General features: G+C 67.1%; 17 protein-coding genes, 1 pseudogene and 1 riboswitch. Of the genes and pseudogenes, 14 read left to right on the top strand and 4 right to left on the bottom strand.

Going from position 1 to position 18,886, the window contains the following annotated elements:
• The first annotated feature begins 107 nt into the window (after window positions 1–107).
• From QFZ65_RS17310 to QFZ65_RS19160, 3 genes and pseudogenes are all read left to right on the top strand, one after another.
• Window positions 108–926, top strand: coding sequence for a sigma-70 family RNA polymerase sigma factor (locus tag QFZ65_RS17310; RefSeq protein ID WP_306911985.1), 819 nt, complete (start codon window positions 108–110; stop codon window positions 924–926).
• A gap of 152 nt (window positions 927–1,078) precedes the next feature.
• Window positions 1,079–1,561, top strand: coding sequence for a Dps family protein (locus tag QFZ65_RS17305; protein ID WP_306911984.1), 483 nt, complete (start codon window positions 1,079–1,081; stop codon window positions 1,559–1,561).
• A 172-nt stretch (window positions 1,562–1,733) separates the two neighbouring features.
• Window positions 1,734–2,138 (top strand): annotated as a pseudogene (locus tag QFZ65_RS19160) (SRPBCC domain-containing protein); the annotation flags it as partial.
• An 81-nt stretch (window positions 2,139–2,219) separates the two neighbouring features.
• Here QFZ65_RS19160 and QFZ65_RS17295 read toward each other — a convergent pair.
• Window positions 2,220–3,827: an MFS transporter gene (locus QFZ65_RS17295; RefSeq protein WP_306911982.1), complete on the bottom strand. Its 1,608-nt coding sequence runs from the start codon at window positions 3,825–3,827 to the stop codon at window positions 2,220–2,222.
• 66 nt (window positions 3,828–3,893) lie between these two features.
• Between QFZ65_RS17295 and QFZ65_RS17290 the strand changes: the two genes are divergently transcribed.
• The 5 genes from QFZ65_RS17290 to QFZ65_RS17270 all read left to right on the top strand — a co-directional run bounded on the left by QFZ65_RS17290 (window position 3,894) and on the right by QFZ65_RS17270 (window position 10,929).
• Complete coding sequence (locus QFZ65_RS17290; RefSeq protein ID WP_306911981.1) at window positions 3,894–4,433, top strand: TetR/AcrR family transcriptional regulator; 540 nt, start codon at window positions 3,894–3,896, stop codon at window positions 4,431–4,433.
• Between the two features lie 231 nt (window positions 4,434–4,664).
• Window positions 4,665–4,763, top strand: a riboswitch (glycine riboswitch).
• Window positions 4,764–4,916: 153 nt separating this feature from the next.
• On the top strand, window positions 4,917–7,778 hold the full coding sequence (gene gcvP, locus QFZ65_RS17285; RefSeq protein WP_373427614.1) for an aminomethyl-transferring glycine dehydrogenase: 2,862 nt from the start codon (window positions 4,917–4,919) through the stop codon (window positions 7,776–7,778).
• A 10-nt stretch (window positions 7,779–7,788) separates the two neighbouring features.
• Window positions 7,789–8,937, top strand: a complete 1,149-nt coding sequence (gcvT, locus tag QFZ65_RS17280; protein ID WP_306911979.1) for a glycine cleavage system aminomethyltransferase GcvT — start codon at window positions 7,789–7,791, stop codon at window positions 8,935–8,937.
• A gap of 56 nt (window positions 8,938–8,993) precedes the next feature.
• Entirely contained in the window at window positions 8,994–9,389 is a 396-nt protein-coding gene (gene gcvH / locus QFZ65_RS17275) for a glycine cleavage system protein GcvH (protein ID WP_306911978.1), read from the top strand.
• Between the two features lie 127 nt (window positions 9,390–9,516).
• Entirely contained in the window at window positions 9,517–10,929 is a 1,413-nt protein-coding gene (locus QFZ65_RS17270) for an L-serine ammonia-lyase (RefSeq protein ID WP_306911977.1), read from the top strand.
• 4 nt (window positions 10,930–10,933) lie between these two features.
• Here the strand turns inward: QFZ65_RS17270 and QFZ65_RS17265 are convergent, their stop codons facing one another.
• Complete coding sequence (locus QFZ65_RS17265; protein ID WP_306911976.1) at window positions 10,934–11,488, bottom strand: TspO/MBR family protein; 555 nt, start codon at window positions 11,486–11,488, stop codon at window positions 10,934–10,936.
• Window positions 11,489–11,628: 140 nt separating this feature from the next.
• Here QFZ65_RS17265 and QFZ65_RS17260 point away from each other — a divergent pair, with 140 nt between their 5' ends.
• Window positions 11,629–12,702: a peptidoglycan bridge formation glycyltransferase FemA/FemB family protein gene (locus tag QFZ65_RS17260; protein WP_306911975.1), complete on the top strand. Its 1,074-nt coding sequence runs from the start codon at window positions 11,629–11,631 to the stop codon at window positions 12,700–12,702.
• Between the two features lie 31 nt (window positions 12,703–12,733).
• Window positions 12,734–14,230 carry a threonine/serine exporter ThrE family protein gene (locus QFZ65_RS17255; protein WP_306911974.1) on the top strand — a complete coding sequence of 499 codons (1,497 nt, stop codon included), beginning with the start codon at window positions 12,734–12,736 and terminating at the stop codon, window positions 14,228–14,230.
• Here the strand turns inward: QFZ65_RS17255 and QFZ65_RS17250 are convergent.
• Together QFZ65_RS17250 and QFZ65_RS17245 are read right to left on the bottom strand one after the other, a co-directional pair.
• Window positions 14,227–15,066: a siderophore-interacting protein gene (locus tag QFZ65_RS17250; RefSeq protein WP_306911973.1), complete on the bottom strand. Its 840-nt coding sequence runs from the start codon at window positions 15,064–15,066 to the stop codon at window positions 14,227–14,229. The genes QFZ65_RS17255 and QFZ65_RS17250 overlap by 4 nt on opposite strands.
• 35 nt (window positions 15,067–15,101) lie before the next feature.
• Complete coding sequence (locus QFZ65_RS17245; protein ID WP_306911972.1) at window positions 15,102–15,965, bottom strand: uracil-DNA glycosylase; 864 nt, start codon at window positions 15,963–15,965, stop codon at window positions 15,102–15,104.
• Window positions 15,966–16,049: 84 nt separating this feature from the next.
• Here QFZ65_RS17245 and QFZ65_RS17240 point away from each other — a divergent pair, with 84 nt between their 5' ends.
• From QFZ65_RS17240 to QFZ65_RS17225, 4 genes are all read left to right on the top strand, one after another.
• On the top strand, window positions 16,050–16,367 hold the full coding sequence (locus tag QFZ65_RS17240; RefSeq protein ID WP_306911971.1) for a DUF3263 domain-containing protein: 318 nt from the start codon (window positions 16,050–16,052) through the stop codon (window positions 16,365–16,367).
• A gap of 80 nt (window positions 16,368–16,447) precedes the next feature.
• The gene (locus QFZ65_RS17235) at window positions 16,448–17,077 is read left to right on the top strand and encodes a LytR C-terminal domain-containing protein (RefSeq protein WP_306911970.1); all 630 of its coding nucleotides are present in this window, start codon (window positions 16,448–16,450) and stop codon (window positions 17,075–17,077) included.
• A 48-nt stretch (window positions 17,078–17,125) separates the two neighbouring features.
• On the top strand, window positions 17,126–17,329 hold the full coding sequence (locus QFZ65_RS17230; protein WP_264356172.1) for a cold-shock protein: 204 nt from the start codon (window positions 17,126–17,128) through the stop codon (window positions 17,327–17,329).
• Window positions 17,329–18,663, top strand: a complete 1,335-nt coding sequence (locus tag QFZ65_RS17225; RefSeq protein ID WP_373427613.1) for an ABC transporter substrate-binding protein — start codon at window positions 17,329–17,331, stop codon at window positions 18,661–18,663. The genes QFZ65_RS17230 and QFZ65_RS17225 overlap by 1 nt, the downstream gene beginning before the upstream one ends.
• Window positions 18,664–18,886 lie beyond the last annotated feature (223 nt).

The following is an 18,886-nucleotide window of genomic DNA, read 5'->3' as shown; positions in this document are numbered from 1 at the left end:
CTGCGCCCGGATATCGAACACCGCCTCCCTTGGGGGGAGTGAGGGACCGTTTGCGGGTGCAGCTCTCGGTGTTTTTAAGGTCCGGATCCGGTCTCAGGGGGACAACATTGAATCGCGCGGAACGCAACGAGCTCGTCACACAGCACCTTCGGCTGGTGGGCTACCTCGTTTCAGATTTGTGCTCTAAGGCGTCGCACCTTTCGCGTGACGACCTGGCGTCAGCGGGCGCCGTCGCCCTGATTACGTCCGCCGACTCCTTTGACCCGGACCTGGGCGTGCCCTTCGGGGCGTTCGCCCGCCGGCGCATCGTAGGTGCCTTCGCCGACGAGATGCGGGCAAGCGACTGGGCCACCCGTTCGGCGCGGCGGCGGATCAAGGAAACCATGTCCGTGCAGGAGACCCTCGCGGCCGCTCTCGGACGAACCCCGACGGTTGACGAGATCGCCTCCTCCCTCGGCGTGCAGCAGAGCGTTGTCGAGGCCGCCCTGGCCGACGCGTCCCGCACGCTGACTCCCCTTGATGAATCAGTCGTAGACACGCTGGCAGCGCAAACGCTGTCCCCTGAGCACTCCGTGCTGGCGGACGAGCGGCTGCAGTACCTCCGCGCGGCGGTGAAGTCGCTCCCGGAACGGATGCGCTACGTGGTGGAGGAAATCTATTTCGGCGACAGGACAGTAAAGGAACTGGCTGCGGAACTGGGCTCCACCCACGCGGCAGTCTCCCAGCAGCGCTCCGAGGCCATCCGCCTCATGCGCGACGGCCTGACGGCCCACTATGCGGACGATCCTGAACAGAGCTTCGAGCCGCAGTCGCGCATCACGCCGCGGCGCCGCAACGACTACCTGTCCCAACTGGCAGATGCCACCTCCGGAGGCATCACCCGGACCATCTTCCCGTCGATGCCGCGGCTCAACCACGCCGTCTAGGACCGTCCGCAGGAGCGGTAGTAAGCCGACTTAGTAAGCTGACTGAGAAATTCCGGAGTGCCGGTCGCCGTCGGTATCCCGCTGGGGTAGCGTCGGTAGCATCGGCCCTAGCGGCGCCGGCCAAACGGTAACGGACCTACTCAGGAGGACGCATGAAAGCTTCACCTACCCTCACCGCCAATTGCCAGGCAGTGCTCGTGGACCTGATCGAACTGCACGTCCAGGGCAAGCAGGCACACTGGAACATTGTGGGGACAAACTTCCGTGACCTGCACCTGCAGCTGGATGAAATCATCGAAGCGGCCCGGGCCTTCGCGGATGAAATGGCCGAGCGCATGCGCGCCCTGCACGCGTTGCCGGACGGCCGCAGCTCGACCGTCGCCAAATCCACGTCCCTCCCCGAGTTCCCGGCCGGCCTGATCAACACCAAGGACGCCATCGACAAGATCGTCGCGGCCCTTGATGCTGCTGTCGGCACCATGCGCAAGGTCCATGACGAGGTGGATGAAGAGGATCCCACGACGGCGGACCTGCTGCACGCGTTCATCGCCAAGCTTGAGCAGTTCGCCTGGATGGTCAACGCGGAGACCATGCGCGCCACCGCCAACGTCACCGCCGCGGAGAGCAAGAAGTAGCCCGCTAACGCTCAAGCCCCACTCATCCAAGCGCCCGCGCCAGGGTCCCCCCGGCGTCGGGCGCTTGGCGTTTAACCCTTGACATCCGGCGAGGAGGCGGCGAATACCTAAGTGTGTGGCCTAACAAACGGGAACTCAGCCGCGCCAATGATTCGGCCCAAAGGAGTCAGCCATGAGCACCCCCATCACACACGCGAGCTTCAGCCTGGAGCGCAGCTTCAACGCCCCGCCTTCAACAGTCTTCCAGGCCTTCGCGGATCATGCGAAGAAGAAAAAATGGTTCGGCGGCCCGCCCGAGTGGCACCAAGGCGAGTCCAGCCTGGACTTTCGGGTGGGCGGCCGCGAAACGGACATCGGCGGTCCTGAAGGCGGCTTCGTTTCCGAGATGCAGGCCATCTACCACGACATCGTGGAGGATGAACGGATCGTTTTCACCTACGAGATGCTCCTGGACGGGCAACGCGTGTCCGTTTCGCTCAGCACACTCGAGTTCGAGCCCGACGGCGAGGGTACCGTGCTGGCCCTGACCGAGCAGGGGGCGTTTTTCACCGGCACCCGGGAAAGCGACCAGGCACAGGTCGCCGGGCGCAAGCAAGGCACGTCCGACCTGCTGGACGCCCTCAGGGCGTTTGTCGAGGGCAGCAGACTTCCAGCCCTGCTATCCCGCCGTCGGTACCTTGCGGAGGACGACGGCGGCCAGCACCGAAGCGCCCGCCATCAGCACCAGTGCGATGGCCGCCGTAATGTGGACGCCGGAATCGAAGGCGGCCCCCGCCGCAGCGGTCACCGCCTCCGCCAGCGGGCCGGGAAGGGTCTGGGCCAGGTCCACGGCGCCGGCCAGCGTTTCCTTGGCCTGGGCTACCGCCTCCGCCGGGGCTGCTTCCCCGACGCCGTCCGGAAGCCGGAGGTTCCCCTGGTAGGAGGCGGTCAGGATGGATCCGAGGATGGCCGTGCCCAGCAGGGACCCGATCTCATAACCGGTCTCGGACACTGCTGCCGCCGCGCCGGATTTCTCCGCGGGTGCAGCGCCGAGAATCAGGTCGTTCGAGATGGTCTCCGCGGCGCCGACGCCCAGGCAAAGGATCAGCAGTGCTGCCAGCAGCAGGGCAGGTCCGTGGCCGTGGTCACCGAAGGCCACGATGCTGTAGCCCGTGCCGCTCAGCAGCAGGCCGCCGGCCACGACGAATCCCGGCCGGACCTTCCGCACCAGCGGCACCACCAGCAGGCCGGCTGCCACGGTGGCAATCAGCGCCGGTACCATGGCGGCGCCGGACTCCGACGGCGACTGGCCCTCGAGCAGTTGCAGGTGCTGGGCGAGGAAAAGAATGAAGCCGTTGAACGAAAACAGGGCCAGGACGTTCGCTGTAATGGCCGTGCTGAAGACCCGGTTGCCGAAAAGGCTGACGTCCAGCAACGGTGCGGCTGTGCCCGACGGGGTCCCGCCCGGGCGGGGCTTCCGGCCGTCCCGCAGGAGGGCACGCTGCCGCCGCACGAAGACGTACCCCATGAGCAGGCCGACGCCGATCGCGGCCAGTGGCACCGGGGACGTGCCGTGGGTGGCCAGCTCCTTGATGCCGAAGACCACCGGCACCATCACCGTCAGGGACAGGATGATGCTGGGGACGTCCACGCGGCCCGGGTTGGGATCGCGGAATTCCGGAACCAGGAAGGGGCCTAGGGCCAGCAGCGGCAGGATGATCGGGACCGCGACCAGCAGGACGGCGCCCCACCAGAAGTGCTCCACGAGCCAGCCGCCGAATATGGGACCCAACGCGGCACCGCCGGAGAACCCTGCAGCCCAGATGGCGACAGCAAGCCGGCGGCGGTTGGGCTCGGGAAAGATGTTGCGGATCAGGGACAGCGTAGAGGGCATCAGCATGGCGCCGAAAAATCCGAGTGCTGCCCGGCCGGCGATTAACGCTTCGGCGCTGGGCGCGAACGCCGTTGCGGCCGAGACGGCGGCGAAACCGGTGCCGCCGATGAACAGCAGCCGCCGGCGTCCGATCCGGTCACCGAGGCTGCCCATGGCCACGAGGAGACCGGCCAGGACCATGGGATAGGCGTCCACAATCCAGAGGAGCTGCACGCCGGAGGCATCGAGGCTGCGTGCGATGGCGGGCAGCGCGAACGTGAGCGCCGTGTTGTCCACGGCAACCAGGAGGACCGGGAACATCAGCAGGGACAGCGCCAGCCAGTCCCGCCACGGCGCCCGCGGGCGAAGGGCCGCACTGGTCGGGCTGCCGGCAGTCAGGAACGTGTTGCTCATGCTCTTAACTGTACCGTCTGGACGGTACAGTTAAGAAACGCCTCCCGGCGAGGCATGATGGAACGCATGGCCAGACAACCCGTTGCCCGCGAGGCAGTCCTCGACGCCTTTGAGTCGCTGCTCATCGAAGAGGGCGAACGCGCAGCCACGCTCGATGCCGTGGCCCGGCGGGCCGGTGTTTCCAAGGGCGGGCTGCTGTACCACTTTCCGACCAAGGAGGCCATGGTCTCTGTCCTGCTGGAACGGCTGGACCGGCTCCTCGCGGCGGACCTCGCAGCCATGGCCGGAGCCCCCGAAGGAGCCGCCGCGTACTTCATCAAGTCCTCGGTTTGGGCCGATACTGGGCTGGACCGCGTCTTCGTGGCCGCGACCCGGCTGGCCGAGGTGGCCCATCAGGAAACCCTGCAGCGGATCGCCGCCGCCCAGGCCAACTGGCTGGAGCTCCTGGCGGCCGACGTGGGGCCGGGCATGGCGAAAGCCGTTCTCTATATGGGGGACGGCCTGTATTTCAGCGCCATGCTGGCCCGCGGCCCCGGCGGCCCGCTCCCGGAAGTGGAGGACGACGTCGAAAGCCTGCTCGCCGCCGTCGAGCGGCTGCGCGGCTGACGGCTGCTTCCGCCGTCGCCGGGGCCGCCGAAACCGGGCGAGCTCGCCGGAACTTCGGGCTGACCTTTCCGGGCGGAACCGCAGCGCTTCGGTGAATTCGCGACCGCACGGCACCGGTGCCTGAGCCTCGCAGGGACGCGGTTGCGCGGCCGACAGTTGGTTTGCGGAGCGGTGCCGGGCATAGGACAATGGAAGCTGTGACTATGGTCATGAGCAACTGAATATGCCATTTGATCTGCGGCGGGAGAGTCCTGCAAGTAGGTACAAGCAGGCGCCGTAGGAGCAAATCCTCCCCAGGAATCTCTCAGGCCCATGTACCGCCGCGGCAAGGCAACTCTGGAAAGCAGCAGGCTGTCCCTGACACGCTGTGCTCACCGACGGTGCAAGCGGAACCATGAAGCGTGGTCGCGCGGAAACTCTCAGGTCCAATACAGAGCGGGGAGGAACCCGAATCACTGCGGCGTACCCTGCGCCGCCTGAATTATGGAGTTCCTTGTGACTGTTACCCCAGCCTCCTCATCCTTCGTTGACCGGCATATCGGCGCGCGCCGGGCCTCCGACATCGACACCATGCTGAAGGCTGTCGGCTACGACACCGTTGATGCCCTTGTGGACACCGCTGTTCCGAAGGACATCCGGCAGGACTTCCCGCTGCAGCTCGCCGCGGCCCTGAGTGAAGTCGAGGTTCTCGCCGAGCTGCGCAAGCTGGCCGCCAAGAACAAGACCGCCGTCCAGATGATCGGCCAGGGCTACTACGACACCCTCACCCCCGCCGTGATCCGGCGCAACATCCTCGAGGCCCCCGCCTGGTACACGGCGTACACGCCCTACCAGCCGGAAATCTCGCAGGGCCGGCTCGAGGCGCTGCTGAACTTCCAGACCATGGTCCAGGATCTCGTGGGCCTGCCGATCGCCAACGCGTCCCTGCTCGACGAAGCCACCGCGGTGGCCGAGGCCGTGCTGATGATGCGCAGGGCCAATAAGAACAAAGAGGCGCGCGACGGCAAGACTGTCCTGGATGCCGACTGCCTGCCGCAGACCATCGCGATCGTCCGGGGCCGGGCCGAGGCGCTCGGCTTCGAGGTGGAGGTCGCGGATCTGTCCAAGGGACTGCCAGAAGGTGTCATCAACGGCGTGGTGCTGCAGCAGCCCGGCGTCTCCGGCCGCGTCTTCGACCACACCGCCGTGATCGCGGACGCCAAGGAGCGCGGCGCCCTCGTCACCGTCGCCGCGGACCTGCTGTCCCTGACCCTGATCACCCCTCCGGGTGAGCAGGGGGCAGACATCGCCGTCGGCTCCGCACAGCGCTTTGGCGTGCCGCTGTTCTTCGGCGGCCCGCACGCCGCCTACATGGCCGTCCAGAAAGGCCTCGAACGGTCCATGCCCGGACGACTCGTCGGAGTCTCCAAGGACAACGCCGGCGTCCCCGCCTACCGCCTCGCGCTCCAGACCCGCGAGCAGCACATCCGCCGCGAGAAGGCCACCTCCAACATCTGCACCGCCCAGGCGCTCCTGGCCATCGTCTCCTCGTTCTACGCCGTCTACCACGGCCCCGACGGGCTGAAGGCGATCGCGGAAACCACCCACGGCCACGCCAAGACAATTGCCGCCTCGCTCAAGGCCGCCGGCCTGGACGTGCTGCACACCAGCTTCTTCGACACCGTCACCGTCTCCGTTCCCGGCAAGGCCGAAGAGGTTCTCGCCGCTGCCGAGGCCAGGGGCATCAACCTGCGGGGCATCGACGCGGACACTGTGGGCATTTCCGCCGATGAAGCCACGACGGCGGCCATCGTCGCCGACGTCGTTGCCGCTTTCGGTGCGGCTGTCGTCACCGACGGTTCAGCCTTCGGGCTGGACTCCACCGTGCAGCGGACCTCCGCGTACCTGCAGCACCCGGTCTTCAACACGCACCGCTCCGAGACCCAGCTCCTGCGCTACATCCGCCGGCTCTCGGACCGCGACCTGGCCCTGGACCGCACCATGATCCCGCTGGGTTCCTGCACCATGAAGCTGAACGCCACCGCTGAGATGGAAGCCATCTCGTGGCCCGAGTTCGCCTCCATCCACCCCTTCGCGCCGGACTCCCAGACCGCCGGCTGGCGCGAACTGATCGAGGACCTCGAGGCCCAGCTGACCGAGATCACCGGGTACGACCAGGTTTCCATCCAGCCGAACGCCGGATCCCAGGGCGAGCTCGCCGGGCTGCTCGCCATCCGCGGCTACCACCACTCCCGCGGCGACCAGCAGCGCAACGTCTGCCTGATTCCGGCCTCGGCCCATGGCACCAACGCCGCCTCTGCCGTGCTCGCCGGAATGAAGGTGGTCGTTGTGGCCACCGCCGCCGACGGAACCATCGACCACGCTGACCTGCAGGCGAAGATCGAGGCCCACCAGGATGCGTTGTCCTGCATCATGATCACCTACCCGTCCACCCACGGGGTGTTCGACGCCGACGTCCGCGAAGTCTGCGACGCGGTCCACGCCGCCGGGGGCCAGGTCTACATTGACGGTGCCAACCTCAACGCCCTCGTTGGCCTCGCCCAGCCGGGCCAGTTCGGCGGCGACGTTTCGCACCTGAACCTGCACAAGACCTTCTGCATCCCGCACGGCGGCGGCGGACCCGGCGTCGGCCCGGTCGCGGCGAAGGCCCACCTGGCACCCTTCATGCCCGGCAACGCCGCGGATCCGGCAAACGGCGCCGACGGGACCCCGATCTCGGCCTCGCGTTACGGTTCCGCCGGTGTGCTGCCGATCTCCTGGGCATACGTGAAGCTGATGGGCGGCCAGGGGCTGACCGAGGCCACCAGGTCGGCCCTGCTCGCGGCCAACTACGTCGCGGCCCGCCTCAACGACTTCTTCCCGGTGCTCTACACCGGCGAAGGCGGACTTGTCGCGCACGAATGCATCCTGGACCTGCGTGAACTCACGGCCAAGACCGGCGTGACCGCCGAAGACGTGGCCAAGCGCCTGATCGACTACGGCTTCCACGCGCCCACGCTCGCATTCCCCGTGGCCGGAACCCTGATGGTCGAACCCACCGAGTCCGAGGACCTCGGCGAGATCGACCGGTTCATCACGGCGATGATTTCCATCCGTGCCGAGATCGACCAGGTTGCTGCCGGTGATTTCAGCGTGGAGGACTCTCCGCTGCGCAACTCCCCGCATACGGCTGCCGCCGTCATCAGCACCGACTGGGCCCGCCAGTACCCGCGCGAGCAGGCCGTCTTCCCGGTCCACACGCTCCGGCAGGACAAGTACTTCCCGCCGGTCGGCAGGATCGACGGCGCCGCGGGGGACCGCAACCTGATCTGCTCCTGCCCGCCGCTTTCCGAGTTCGAGAACTGAGCCTCCGCTGATGACTGAGAACCACACGGCCCTGTACGAGGAGCACAAGAAGCTCGGCGCGTCCTTCACGGACTTCGGCGGCTGGCAGATGCCCCTGAAGTACAGCTCCGAGCTGGCCGAGCACCACGCAGTCCGCAAGACGGCAGGCCTGTTCGACCTCTCCCACATGGGCGAAGTCTGGGTGACCGGCCCGGACGCCGCCGCATACCTCGACTACGCCCTCGTGGGTAAAATCTCCGCGATGGCGGTGGGCAAGGCCAAGTACTCGCTCATCTGCAACGAGGACGGCGGCATCATCGACGACCTCATCACTTACCGGCGGCCCGCGGCGGCCGACGGTACGGACAAGTTCCTGGTGGTCCCGAACGCGGGCAACGCCAAGACCGTGGCAGCAGCCCTGGCCGAGCGTGCAGCCAACTTCGACGTCACCGTGCAGGATGCCTCCGCCGGGACCTCGCTGATTGCCGTGCAGGGGCCCAAGGCCGAAGAGATCCTGCTCCGCCTGGTTCCGGCCGCGCAGCACAGTCTCGTCACCGGCCTCAAGTACTACGCCGCCGTCGAGGTCCCCGTCCTCTCCGGCGGCACCAGCCAGGAGCTGCTGCTCGCGCGGACCGGGTACACCGGTGAAGACGGCTTCGAGATCTTCGTTCCGAACGACGACGCTGCCGCCCTCTGGCAGGCGCTTCTCGCCGTCGCCGAGGACGGCGAGCTGACGCCCGCCGGGCTCGCCTCCCGCGATTCCCTCCGCCTCGAAGCGGGCATGCCGCTGTACGGCAACGAACTTTCCCTCGAAGGTGATCCTTTCGCCGCCGGGCTTGGCCCCGTCGTCGCGCTGTCCAAGGAGGGCGACTTTGTCGGCAAGGCTGCGCTGGCCGCCAAGAAGGCAGCCGGTGCCGGAGCCACGGCCGGCCGCAAACTGGTGGGCCTCAAAGGCCTCGGGCGCCGGGCCGGGCGCGGCCACTACCCGGTTCTCAAAGACGGCAGCGTCGTCGGCGAAGTCACGTCCGGCCAGCCCAGCCCTAGTCTGGGCTACCCGGTAGCGATGGCCTACGTGGACGTCGCCTTCACTGAACCGGGCACGGCGCTTGAGATCGACTTGCGCGGCAAGAGCGAGCCGTTCGAGGTGGTCACCCTGCCGTTCTACAAGCGCGCAAAGTAGTCCTTCACCCCGGACGCTCCCTCACTCTTTACATACAAAATTTAAGGAAAAAGCACATGGCAAAGGTTGCCCCTGAACTGCAGTACTCCGCCGAGCATGAGTGGGTTGCGCGGGACTCCGGCAACACCGGGTCGAACATTGTGTCCATCGGCATCTCGGCCGTGGCCACGGATGCCCTGGGTGACATTGTCTACGTGGACCTGCCCGAGGTCGGCTCGGCTGTAACGGCGGGGGAGACGTGCGGCGAGGTGGAGTCCACCAAGTCCGTCTCCGATCTGTATGCCCCGGTCACCGGCGAGGTTACGGAGATCAATCCCGCCGTCGTCGACGACCCTGCGCTGATCAACAGTGATCCCTACGGTGCCGGTTGGCTCTTCAAGGTGGCCGCCGAATCCGACGGACCGCTGCTCTCTGCCCACGACTACGCCTCCAAAAACGGCGGCGAGCTGTGAACGCCACCGCCGGCCCGCTCTACCCGGGCCGCTAAAACGTCGTCGAGATGGCAGTTCGCGGCAGTGTTTCCAAAGAACATTGGTGCGAACTGCCAACTCGATACGTACTTTCAGATAGGACATGCACATGGCTGTTGGCGTCTTTGATCTTTTTTCTATCGGCATAGGTCCGTCCAGTTCGCATACTGTGGGGCCGATGCGGGCTGCCGCTGTGTTTGCGGAGGAACTTAAATCCCTGGGCAAGCTTGCGGAGGTGGCGTCGTTGCGGGTGGACCTTTTTGGGTCGCTGGCCGCGACGGGGCATGGGCATGGGACGATGACGGCGATCCTGCTGGGGTTGGAGGGGTTCCATCCGGAGCTGATCCTGCCGGAGGAGGTGGAGGACCGGCTGGCGGCGATCGCGGAGAGCGGGTTGCTGCAGCTGGCCGGTGCTGTTTCCTTGCCTTATGGGGTGAAGGACATGGTGCTGCGGCCGTTGACGGTGTTGCCGCGGCATACCAACGGCATGACGTTCACGGTGTCCGATGCCGGGGGCGGTGTGCTGCACAGCGCGACGTTTTTCTCGGTGGGCGGCGGGTTCATCATCCGTGAGGGCGAGGAGGACGCCGCGCAGCAGGAGCTCGAGGAGTCCAAGAAGGAACTGCCGCTGCCGTTCCGGACGGCTGCGGAGTTGCTGGAACACTGCCGGGAAACGGGGCTGGGCATCAGCGACGTGATGCGGGTCAACGAGGAAGACAGCCGTACCCCGGAGGAGATCCGGGAGGGCCTGCTGCACATCTACTCCGTGATGGAGGGCTGCGTGGCGACCAGCCTGAAGCGTGAGGGTCTGCTGCCCGGGGGGTTGAAGGTCCGCCGCCGCGCCCCGGACTGGCACGAGCGGCTGTTGAAGGAAAACGCCGGGCAGGACCCGGAGTACCGGGATCCGAAGTACTGGCAGGAGTGGGTGAACCTGATTGCCTTGGCGGTGAACGAGGAGAACGCCTCCGGCGGCCGGGTGGTCACCGCTCCGACGAACGGCGCTGCCGGGATCATTCCGGCGGTGCTGTATTACGCGCTGCATTTCGCGCCGGGGATGGACAAGGCCACGCAGGGTGACCGCGACGACGTCGTGGTGAAGTTCCTGCTGGCCGCGGGCGCGGTCGGGGTGCTTTACAAGGAGCAGGCGTCGATTTCGGGTGCGGAGGTCGGCTGCCAGGGTGAGGTGGGGTCGGCGTCCTCGATGGCTGCTGCCGGGCTGGCCGAGGTGATGGGCGGGACTCCGGCGCAGGTGGAGAACGCGGCGGAGATCGCGATGGAACACAACCTGGGCCTGACGTGTGACCCGATCGGCGGGCTGGTCCAGGTCCCGTGTATCGAGCGGAACGCGATCGCTGCGGCGAAGGCGATCAACGCCGCGAAGATGGCCCTCTGGGGCGACGGCACGCACCGGGTGTCCCTGGACGAGGTCATCATCACCATGCGTGAGACCGGCAAGGACATGAGCTCCAAATACAAGGAAACGGCCATGGGCGGCCTCGCCGTCAACGTCGTCGAATGCTGAATCCTTAGTTGTGCAGCGCCGCCCACAGGTTCAGTGACGCTGCGAAGACGATCCACGACAGGTAAGGCAGCATCAGCAGCCCGGCCGCGCGGCTGATGGGACCGAAGCGCAGCACGGTGACTGACACGGCTACCGCCAGGGCAACGATAATGGCGAAACCGATCCAAAGCGCCAGGGTCCCCAGCGCCGGATACAGGCCGAAGAACACCGGAGTCCACAGCAGGTTGAGGGCAAGCTGCACGGCGTAGGCCGCGAGGGCGGGCCGCGAGGCTGCGTCGCGGCGGCGCCAGACCAGCCACGCCGCGACGGCCATGGCGGTATAGAGCGCCGTCCACACCGGCCCGAACGCTCCATTCGGCGGCGACCACGGAGCCTTGTCGGCGGTGGCGTACCAGCCGTTGACGTTGTTGACGGTGGCCAGCCCGCCCAAGCCGGCAACGAGGGCGGAGGCGGCAAGGAACACCAGCAGCCCCAGCAGTTGCGGACCGGGACCGTGCCTGCCGGGGCCCGCTGTCGGCGCCCCCGGCAGCGGCGCGAGAGGTTGGTCGTGGAGCGGCATGGTTCCAGCGTAACCCCCCCCCCGTTCACAGTCCGTTCAGGCCACGTTCGGGGCCGGAGCACAGGGCCGGGCAGATAGACTTGTAGCTGCATGTTTGCATGCCGCCGAAGCTCGTACCGCCATGATTGGATGCCGCACCCTTGCGTGAATTCACTGCCCGATTTGCCTCCGCCGAAGAGATCGCCAACTGGGATGCCCACGTCACCGCGAACCCCAACGGCGGCAATCTTCTCCAGTCGGAGGCCTTTGCGGAGGTCAAACAGCACTTCGGGTGGAAGCCCCTGCATCTTGTCTACGAAACAACTGATTACGTGAGCTACAACCTCGTGCTGGAGAAGTCCTTTCCGGTCCTCGGAAAGCTCTGGTATCTGATCAAGGGCCCGGACGTCGCCTCCGTCCAGGACATTCCCGGCATTGCCGCCGCCAACGCCGACTTCGTCAAGCGCGCGAAGCTGGGGGTTTTTGCGGTCAAGATTGAACCCGACATCGTGCTGTCAGACGAGGCCCGTACTGTCATTGAAGGAGCCGGGCTCGTCAAGACGCCCAACCTGCAGCCGAACGACTCGACGGCCCTGCTGGACATCTCCCCGGAGGAAAACCAGCTTCTGCGCAACCTCCATTCCCGGGGCCGCAATGCCGTCCGGCGGGCCCTCCGCGAAGGTGTGGAAGTCCACAACGTGGAACCCACCGAGGAGAACTTCAGGGCGATGTACGGCCTCATGACCACGACGGTCGAAGCCAAATCGCAGGTCCGGGTCCGGGAATACGAGTACTACCGCCAGTTCTGGACCAACTTCCTGAACCGGGGCCAGGGCAGGCTGCTGTTCGTCTACGAGGACGGCGTTCCATCCGTGGGCGCGTTCGTTATCAACTACGGCCGCAAAGCGACCTACAAGGACGGCGGTTCACTGCAGAAACGCAATCAGTACGGCGATTCCCACCTCGTCCAGTGGACCGCCATCAACCAGCTCAAGGAGCTGGGGTGCACCGAATACGATTTCTGCGGCACGCCGCCAAGCGACAAGCTCAAGGACACCTCGAACCCCTTCCACGGGCTGGGGCTGTTCAAGACCAGCTTCAGCAAGACCGTCACCGACTTCGTCGGCTGCTACGACCAGGTGCTGAGCCCGCTGAAGTACAAGGCCTGGACCGCCTTCGGCGAGCGGGTTGCCCGGCAGATCTACACCCGCCGCACGGGCCAGCAGTTCTACTGATCCGGCCGCAACAAACACCCAGGAGGCCGGAATGACCAATGAACCCGACCGCCGACGCAGGCCGCGCACAGATGGACTGCCCCGGACCGAGCCGATGTCGCCCATGCAGGTACGCCAGAACGTTGCCGCGAAGCGGATGCTGCGCAGGCTGGTGCAGGGGGAGAACCCGCCAACCGCGCCCATGAGCATCGTGGAGCGGCTCGCCGGCAGCCCCTACGCCAACCCCATGATCCAGGTGGGCGGCGTCGACACCTCGGCGCGCAAGACCATCGACTTCGCGCTGCACCTGGCAGAGTCGATGTTCCGGTACGGTGCCGGAGCCCTCGAAGTCGAGACCAGCATCATCGCCATCACCGCAGCCTTGGGGCTGAAGAACATCGAGGTGGACATCACCAACCAGTCGGTGGCCATCAACTATGCCCCGAAGGACCAGACCCCCATCACCCTGCTGCGGGTGGTGCGGTCCTGGACCAACAACTACGCCGGCCTGGCGAAGGTCCACCAGCTGGTCACGGACATCGTCGTCGGCGGCGTGGGGCGCGAGGAGGCGGTGCGCCGGCTCGATGATATTGCCCGCAGTCCGAAGCCGTTCCCGCGCTGGATGGTTACCGTTGCGTTCGGGGTCTTCTCCGCCGTCTTCGTCGGCGTCCTCGGCGGCGGCCCCGGCGCCTCCGCCGTGGCCTTCCTCTCCAACCTTCTGGTCAGCCTGCTGGCCCGGCAGCTGGGGCGCTGGCGCACGCCGGACTTCTTCATCACAGCGTCGTGTTCCTTCCTGGTGACCTTCGTCGCCCTGCTCCTGTGGCGGTTTGGAAGTCCCTTCGGGATCCAGATTGCCCCTGCCATCGTGGTGGTCGGCGGCATCCTGCTGCTGCTGCCGACCGGGCGGCTGGTTTCCTCTGTGCAGGATGCTATCAACGGCTTCCCGGTCACGGCGGCCGGCCGGTTCCTGTCGACCATGCTGACATTCGGTGCGCTGGTCGCCGGCATTGCCGTCGGCTTCGTGGTGGGCGACATGACCGGGATGGAACCCATCGACGTCACCGAAACATTCCCGCCGGCGTACCCGTGGTGGGCGATAGGGATCATGGTGGCCATCGCCGTCGTCGCCATCGGCGTCACGGAGCAGACCAGCTGGCCGCTGCTGCTGCCCACGGCAGCCATTGGCGTCCTGGGCTACCTCGTCCTCATCGGCGGCGAGGCCGCGGGGGTGGGGCCGCGGTTCTCGCCGGCCCTCGCCGCCGTAGTGATCGGCCTGCTGGCGCGCGTGGTCGCGCTGCGGATGGGCGCGCCACAGCTGGTGGTGGCGGTTCCGGCCGCGCTGATCCTGCTGCCCGGCCTTACTATATTCCGCTCGATGTATGTGTTGACCATCGAGGAGTCCGAGATCCTGATGGGTGCCGGCGGCATGCTGAACGCGGGGGCTATCGTGCTGGGCGTTGCCGCGGGCATCGTCCTCGGCGACACCCTCGCCCGGCCGCTGACGAAGAGCCTGGCGAGCAACGAACGACGCCGGGCCCGGCGCCGCTAGATCTGCCCTACGGGCAGTTTTTTCTCGGCCTGGAAGTCGTCCTCCACACGGCCCCTGGCCCAGTAGCCGGAGAGTGACACCTGGCCGCGTTCCAGCCCGCGCTGCGCATAAAAAACATCCCGCAGGGCTTTCATGTAGCCGCGCTCACCGTGGGCGAAGACCTGGACGCGGCCGTCAAGCCACTCGGAGTCCCGCACGGCGTCGATCAGCACGTCGCTGCCGCCTGCCGGCGTGCCGCGGCGGAAGAGCCACCGAAGCTGGACGCCGGCCGGCGCGGCGATGGCCTGGATGTCGGCCTCGCTGTCCACCTCCAGGAAGGCCAGGCCGCGGGCATGCTGCGGCAGTGCCTCGACCACGGCTCCGATCGCCGGCAGGGCGGATTCGTCACCGGCGAAGAGGTACCAGTCGGCCGCAGGGTCGGGGTTGTGGCCGCCGCCGGGGCCGGTGACCACGAGGCTGTCGCCGGGCTGTGCGCGGGCTGCCCATGGGCCGGCAAGGCCTTCGTCGCCGTGGACCACGAAGTCGATCGCGAGTTCCCCGGCAGCCTCGTCCACCCAGCGGACCGTGTAGGTGCGGGTGTGCGGCCATTGCTCGCGCGGCATGGTCTCGCGGATGGTCCACAGGTCCAGCGGTTCCGGGTACTCGATGCCGGGCTGCGGGAACGCGATCTTGACGTATCGGTCCACAAAGTCGTTGTTGACATACGCGTCAAAGCCCGGTCCGCCCGCGACGATGCGGACCATGTGCGCGGACAGCAGTTCGCGGCGCAACACGGTGAGGTTGATCTGTGGGCGCGATTTTCGGCTGGCGGAGGTGGCGGCGGGAATTGCGGTCATGCCTCAAGCCTAGCCAACCACCCTGCTAACTCGCCCTATAAACCGGCCCTGCCGGCCATCCCTGGTCCTGAAATTCCTTGCGGAAGCGGGGGCAGCTCCCAATCAACCGTGCCGTTTCCCTGGGCCTGCAACAGGGCGTTGGCCCGGCTGAAGGGACGAGAACCGAAGAACCCCCGTGCGGCCGAGAGCGGGCTGGGGTGCGCGCTGGCGACCACCGGGGTGGCCCCCAGCAGCGGGCGGACGCCCTCGGCATCCTTGCCCCAGAGGATCGCCACGAGGGGCGCCGGTCCGCCGGTTTCGGTGCCTCGGTTTACCACGGCTCCGATGGCGGCCGCCGTGATCGCCTCCCAGCCCTTGTTCCGGTGCGATCCTGCCGCCCCTGCCTGGACGCTGAGAACCCTGTTCAGCAGCAGGACTCCCTGCTCGGCCCACCGGCTGAGATCGCCATGGATCCGGGGCGGAAGCCCCAGATCGGCGTCGAGTTCCTTGTAGATGTTGGCGAGGCTCCGCGGAATGGGTCGGGTGCCGGGGTCCACGGCGAAGGACAGGCCGACGGCGTGGCCGGGCGTCGGGTAGGGGTCCTGGCCGACGATCAGGACCCGGACTCCGGCCAGGGGCTGGCGGAAGGCCCGCAGCAGATTGGACGGCCGCGGGAGAACCACGTGGCCGTTGGCGGACTCTGCGGCGAGGAATCCCAGTACTTCGCGCAGGTGTCCTTCCACGGGCGCCAACGCCTCCGCCCAGTCGGGAGCCACGAGCTCCGCCAGGGGCAGCCGCTCCAGCTCAGCGAACCCCAAGGGGTCGCCCGACGGCGGCTCCAGGGCGAACAGCGCACCCGGGTCCGAGTGGCGGGTACCGGGGCGGTCCCAGGGGCAAATCGAAGGAAGGCACGGTTCCATTCTGGCAGGGCGCCAAATGACAAGGCTGTTATTCGCCCGTAACATGGGACTGACCTTTGTCCGGATCCAGCCAGGGAGTGTGTCGTGGCCGAAGCAGCGCAAGAGCACCTTTCGACGCCGGAATCTTTCGCGGGGGAGGCCGCCAGCAGCCCGCCCCTCAGCGGCCGGGACCAGCAGATGCTGGCTTTGGAGCGGCAGTGGTGGAAGTACGCCGGCGCCAAGGAACAAGCCATCCGTGAGCTCTTCGACCTCTCCGCGACGCACTACTACCAGATCCTGAATGCGCTCATCGATACCGAGGCTGCGCTGGCCCACGATCCCATGCTGGTGAAGAGATTGCGTAGACTACGTACGTCACGCCAACGTGCCCGCACTGCCCGCCGCCTGGGCTCAGATGCGTAAAACGCCAGCCTGACGCGCGGTCTCTCCGCGGACAGGGCTCAGGCAACTCGTTAGAAATCAGCAAGGACGTCGTTTTCACCATGACCAAATACGCGCGGGATGAATTTGACCGGGTCCCGGAGATCCCCACCCGACAGGGTGTTCACCGGGCGGCCGCCGAATCCCGACGCCGCAGCCTGGGCCCGGTGCTGGCAGCCGGCGCCGTGGCACTGGTCATCGGTTTGGTGGCCTTCCTGTTCCTGCCCAAGCTTGGCTTCAACTCGGCCGGCAGCTCCTCGGCCGTCACGGCGGTACAGCCGGCCAGCCCCGCCGCTTCTGCAGTGCCCAGCGCCAGCGGCGCCGCCCCGGCCGGCGAGTCGCAGGCCGCACAATCCGTCGGGGCAACACCGTCCGGCGTGCCGTCGCCCACGGCCTCCCCGGAGGGCGGGGACGCCGTGGACAGGACGCAACCCGTCGCGATCTACAATGCCGCCGGCACGGCAGGACTCGCGAGCAAGGTGGGCGCTACCGTCACTTCCGACGGCTGGACCCTTGGCCCGGTGGGCAACTGGGGCGGCGCGCGGCAAACAAGCTCGGTGATCTTCTATAACGGACCGGACCAGGAGGGAAACGCGAAGGCACTTTCTTCCCTGCTCGGCATCCCCTCCGTCGTGGACACCGCCGAGTTCAACATGCCGCTCGTCGTCGTCCTCGGCCCCGGCTTCCAGTAGCCGTCCCGGTTACGCCTGAACAACTAGCAACCTGAAAGTGTGGGCACCATGGCCTTGGGAACCGTCAAGTGGTTCAACGCCGAAAAAGGCTACGGCTTCATCACCGTGGACGATTCGGGCGATGACGTCTTCGTGCACTGGTCGGCCATCGTGGGCGAAGGCTACCGGGCGCTCGACGAAGGGCAACGCGTGGAGCTGGAAGTAGGCGAAGGCGAGAAGGGCCCCCAGGCCGAGAGCGTCCGGCCGGCCTAGTGGCATTCCCCGCCGCGGCGACGCCGCAGAATCCCGCCGGACACAAGCCGGTTCGACGCCGGACTTCCGCCCTGCGGCCTGCTGGCGCGGTGGCGGCGGGCGCATCCGTGCTGCTGACGCTGACCGGCTGCCTGGGACCGGCCGGCGGCGCCCGGGTCGAACATGCCGAAGCCAGCGGTGACGGCACGCTCAGGATCGGCCTGATCCTGGACAACACCGGCAAGCAGGACTTCCTCAATGCGTCCCAGCTCGCGGCCGCGAAACTGGCCGTTCGGGAAATCAACGCCGCTGGCGGCCACAAAGGCAAGCCGGTCGAGCTGCTCCCGGAGTCCATCAGCAGCGACACTGCCGGCCAGGCCCGTGACCTCGCAGCCGCCAGGGCCGACGTCGTGATTGGGCCCACCGATTCCAGCCGCGCTCCGGCGGCCATCGACGTGCTGTCCAACGCCAGGATCGCCCTCATTTCCCCGGCCAACACTGCGAGCGGGCTGAGCACCTACGCCAGCGGCGGCTACTACTTCCGGACCGCCGCGGCCGACGTCGCCCAGGCTGCCGTCCTTGTCAAGCTCGCCCGGGAGGGCAGCGCCAAAACACTGGCCATCGTGCACGAGGAAGGCGGCTACGGCGCAGGCCTGGCCGCAGCAGTCGGTGCAGCGGCCAAAGAAGACGGCCTCGGGCCGGTCACAGCGGCGGAATTCACGCCGGGCCAGGCGCACCAGGCTGCCGCGGCCGTCAAGGCGGCGGCCCCGGACGCCGTCGTGCTCATCGCCCGAGCGGGTGCGCAAGGCGCCATCGCGGAGCTCCACAACGCCGGCATGGCGGGACCAAAGCTCATCCTCAGTGACGGCGCGGTGAACGACTACGGCTCCGGCCTCGGGTCCGGAGCCCTCGAGGGGGCACGCGGGATCCTGCCCGGCGTCTTTCCGTCGGCCGAGTTCCAGGGCGGGCTGGTCTCCGTTGATCCGGGCCTGAAAGACATGACCTTCGCTGCGGAAACCTATGACGCCGTCAATCTGGCCGCCATCGCGGCGGCCGCGGCGGAGGACGACGCCGGCACGTCCATCGTGGCCCGCCTCATTGCCGTTTCCGGCGGGCAACCGCAGAGCGCAGGCGGAGCGCCGCCAGCAGGGGATGCGGCGGCGTGCACGTCATATCAGACCTGCCTTGACGTGCTAAGGGCAGGCAAGCGCCCCGACTATGACGGCCAATCCGGACCGATCAACTTCAACTCCAACGGCGACGTCTCGTCGGCCAACTACATGGTGTTCAGCTTCGGCGCGGATAACCAGGCCACGATGAGTGGCAGCGAAACCGCCAGCAGCGGCGCCGGCTGATCGCCACGAGCGAATTCTGGCGCAACAGAAGGCACTGAAGGAGCCGAAACGGGCCGGAACCGGGTCTTCACTGGTTGCACTCTCCCCGGGGGAGTGCTAATTATTGACTTAGCACTCCCGCGTACCGACTGCTAAAACGACGCCCGGTCCACCGGTTGCGAAGTCAGGTGATCGGGCCGGGAGCGAAAGAAATACCTGGCTGGGTGAGATCCCGGGCCTGGCG

Origin of the sequence: Arthrobacter sp. B3I9 (genome assembly GCF_030816935.1) — a bacterium.
Taxonomy (GTDB): domain Bacteria; phylum Actinomycetota; class Actinomycetes; order Actinomycetales; family Micrococcaceae; genus Arthrobacter.
This window is presented reverse-complemented; position numbering and strand designations above follow the sequence as displayed.

Excerpts from the sequence above, each read along its gene's own strand:
- QFZ65_RS17305 (WP_306911984.1), top strand. The coding sequence starts at position 1,079 with ATGAAAGCTTCACCTACCCTCACCGCCAATTGCCAGGCAGTGCTCGTG.
- QFZ65_RS17295 (WP_306911982.1), bottom strand. The coding sequence starts at position 3,827 with ATGAGCAACACGTTCCTGACTGCCGGCAGCCCGACCAGTGCGGCCCTT.
- QFZ65_RS17290 (WP_306911981.1), top strand. The coding sequence starts at position 3,894 with ATGGCCAGACAACCCGTTGCCCGCGAGGCAGTCCTCGACGCCTTTGAG.
- gcvP (WP_373427614.1), top strand. The coding sequence starts at position 4,917 with ATGGAGTTCCTTGTGACTGTTACCCCAGCCTCCTCATCCTTCGTTGAC.
- gcvT (WP_306911979.1), top strand. The coding sequence starts at position 7,789 with ATGACTGAGAACCACACGGCCCTGTACGAGGAGCACAAGAAGCTCGGC.
- gcvH (WP_306911978.1), top strand. The coding sequence starts at position 8,994 with ATGGCAAAGGTTGCCCCTGAACTGCAGTACTCCGCCGAGCATGAGTGG.
- QFZ65_RS17270 (WP_306911977.1), top strand. The coding sequence starts at position 9,517 with ATGGCTGTTGGCGTCTTTGATCTTTTTTCTATCGGCATAGGTCCGTCC.
- QFZ65_RS17265 (WP_306911976.1), bottom strand. The coding sequence starts at position 11,488 with ATGCCGCTCCACGACCAACCTCTCGCGCCGCTGCCGGGGGCGCCGACA.
- QFZ65_RS17255 (WP_306911974.1), top strand. The coding sequence starts at position 12,734 with ATGACCAATGAACCCGACCGCCGACGCAGGCCGCGCACAGATGGACTG.
- QFZ65_RS17250 (WP_306911973.1), bottom strand. The coding sequence starts at position 15,066 with ATGACCGCAATTCCCGCCGCCACCTCCGCCAGCCGAAAATCGCGCCCA.
- QFZ65_RS17245 (WP_306911972.1), bottom strand. The coding sequence starts at position 15,965 with ATGGAACCGTGCCTTCCTTCGATTTGCCCCTGGGACCGCCCCGGTACC.
- QFZ65_RS17235 (WP_306911970.1), top strand. The coding sequence starts at position 16,448 with ATGACCAAATACGCGCGGGATGAATTTGACCGGGTCCCGGAGATCCCC.
- QFZ65_RS17230 (WP_264356172.1), top strand. The coding sequence starts at position 17,126 with ATGGCCTTGGGAACCGTCAAGTGGTTCAACGCCGAAAAAGGCTACGGC.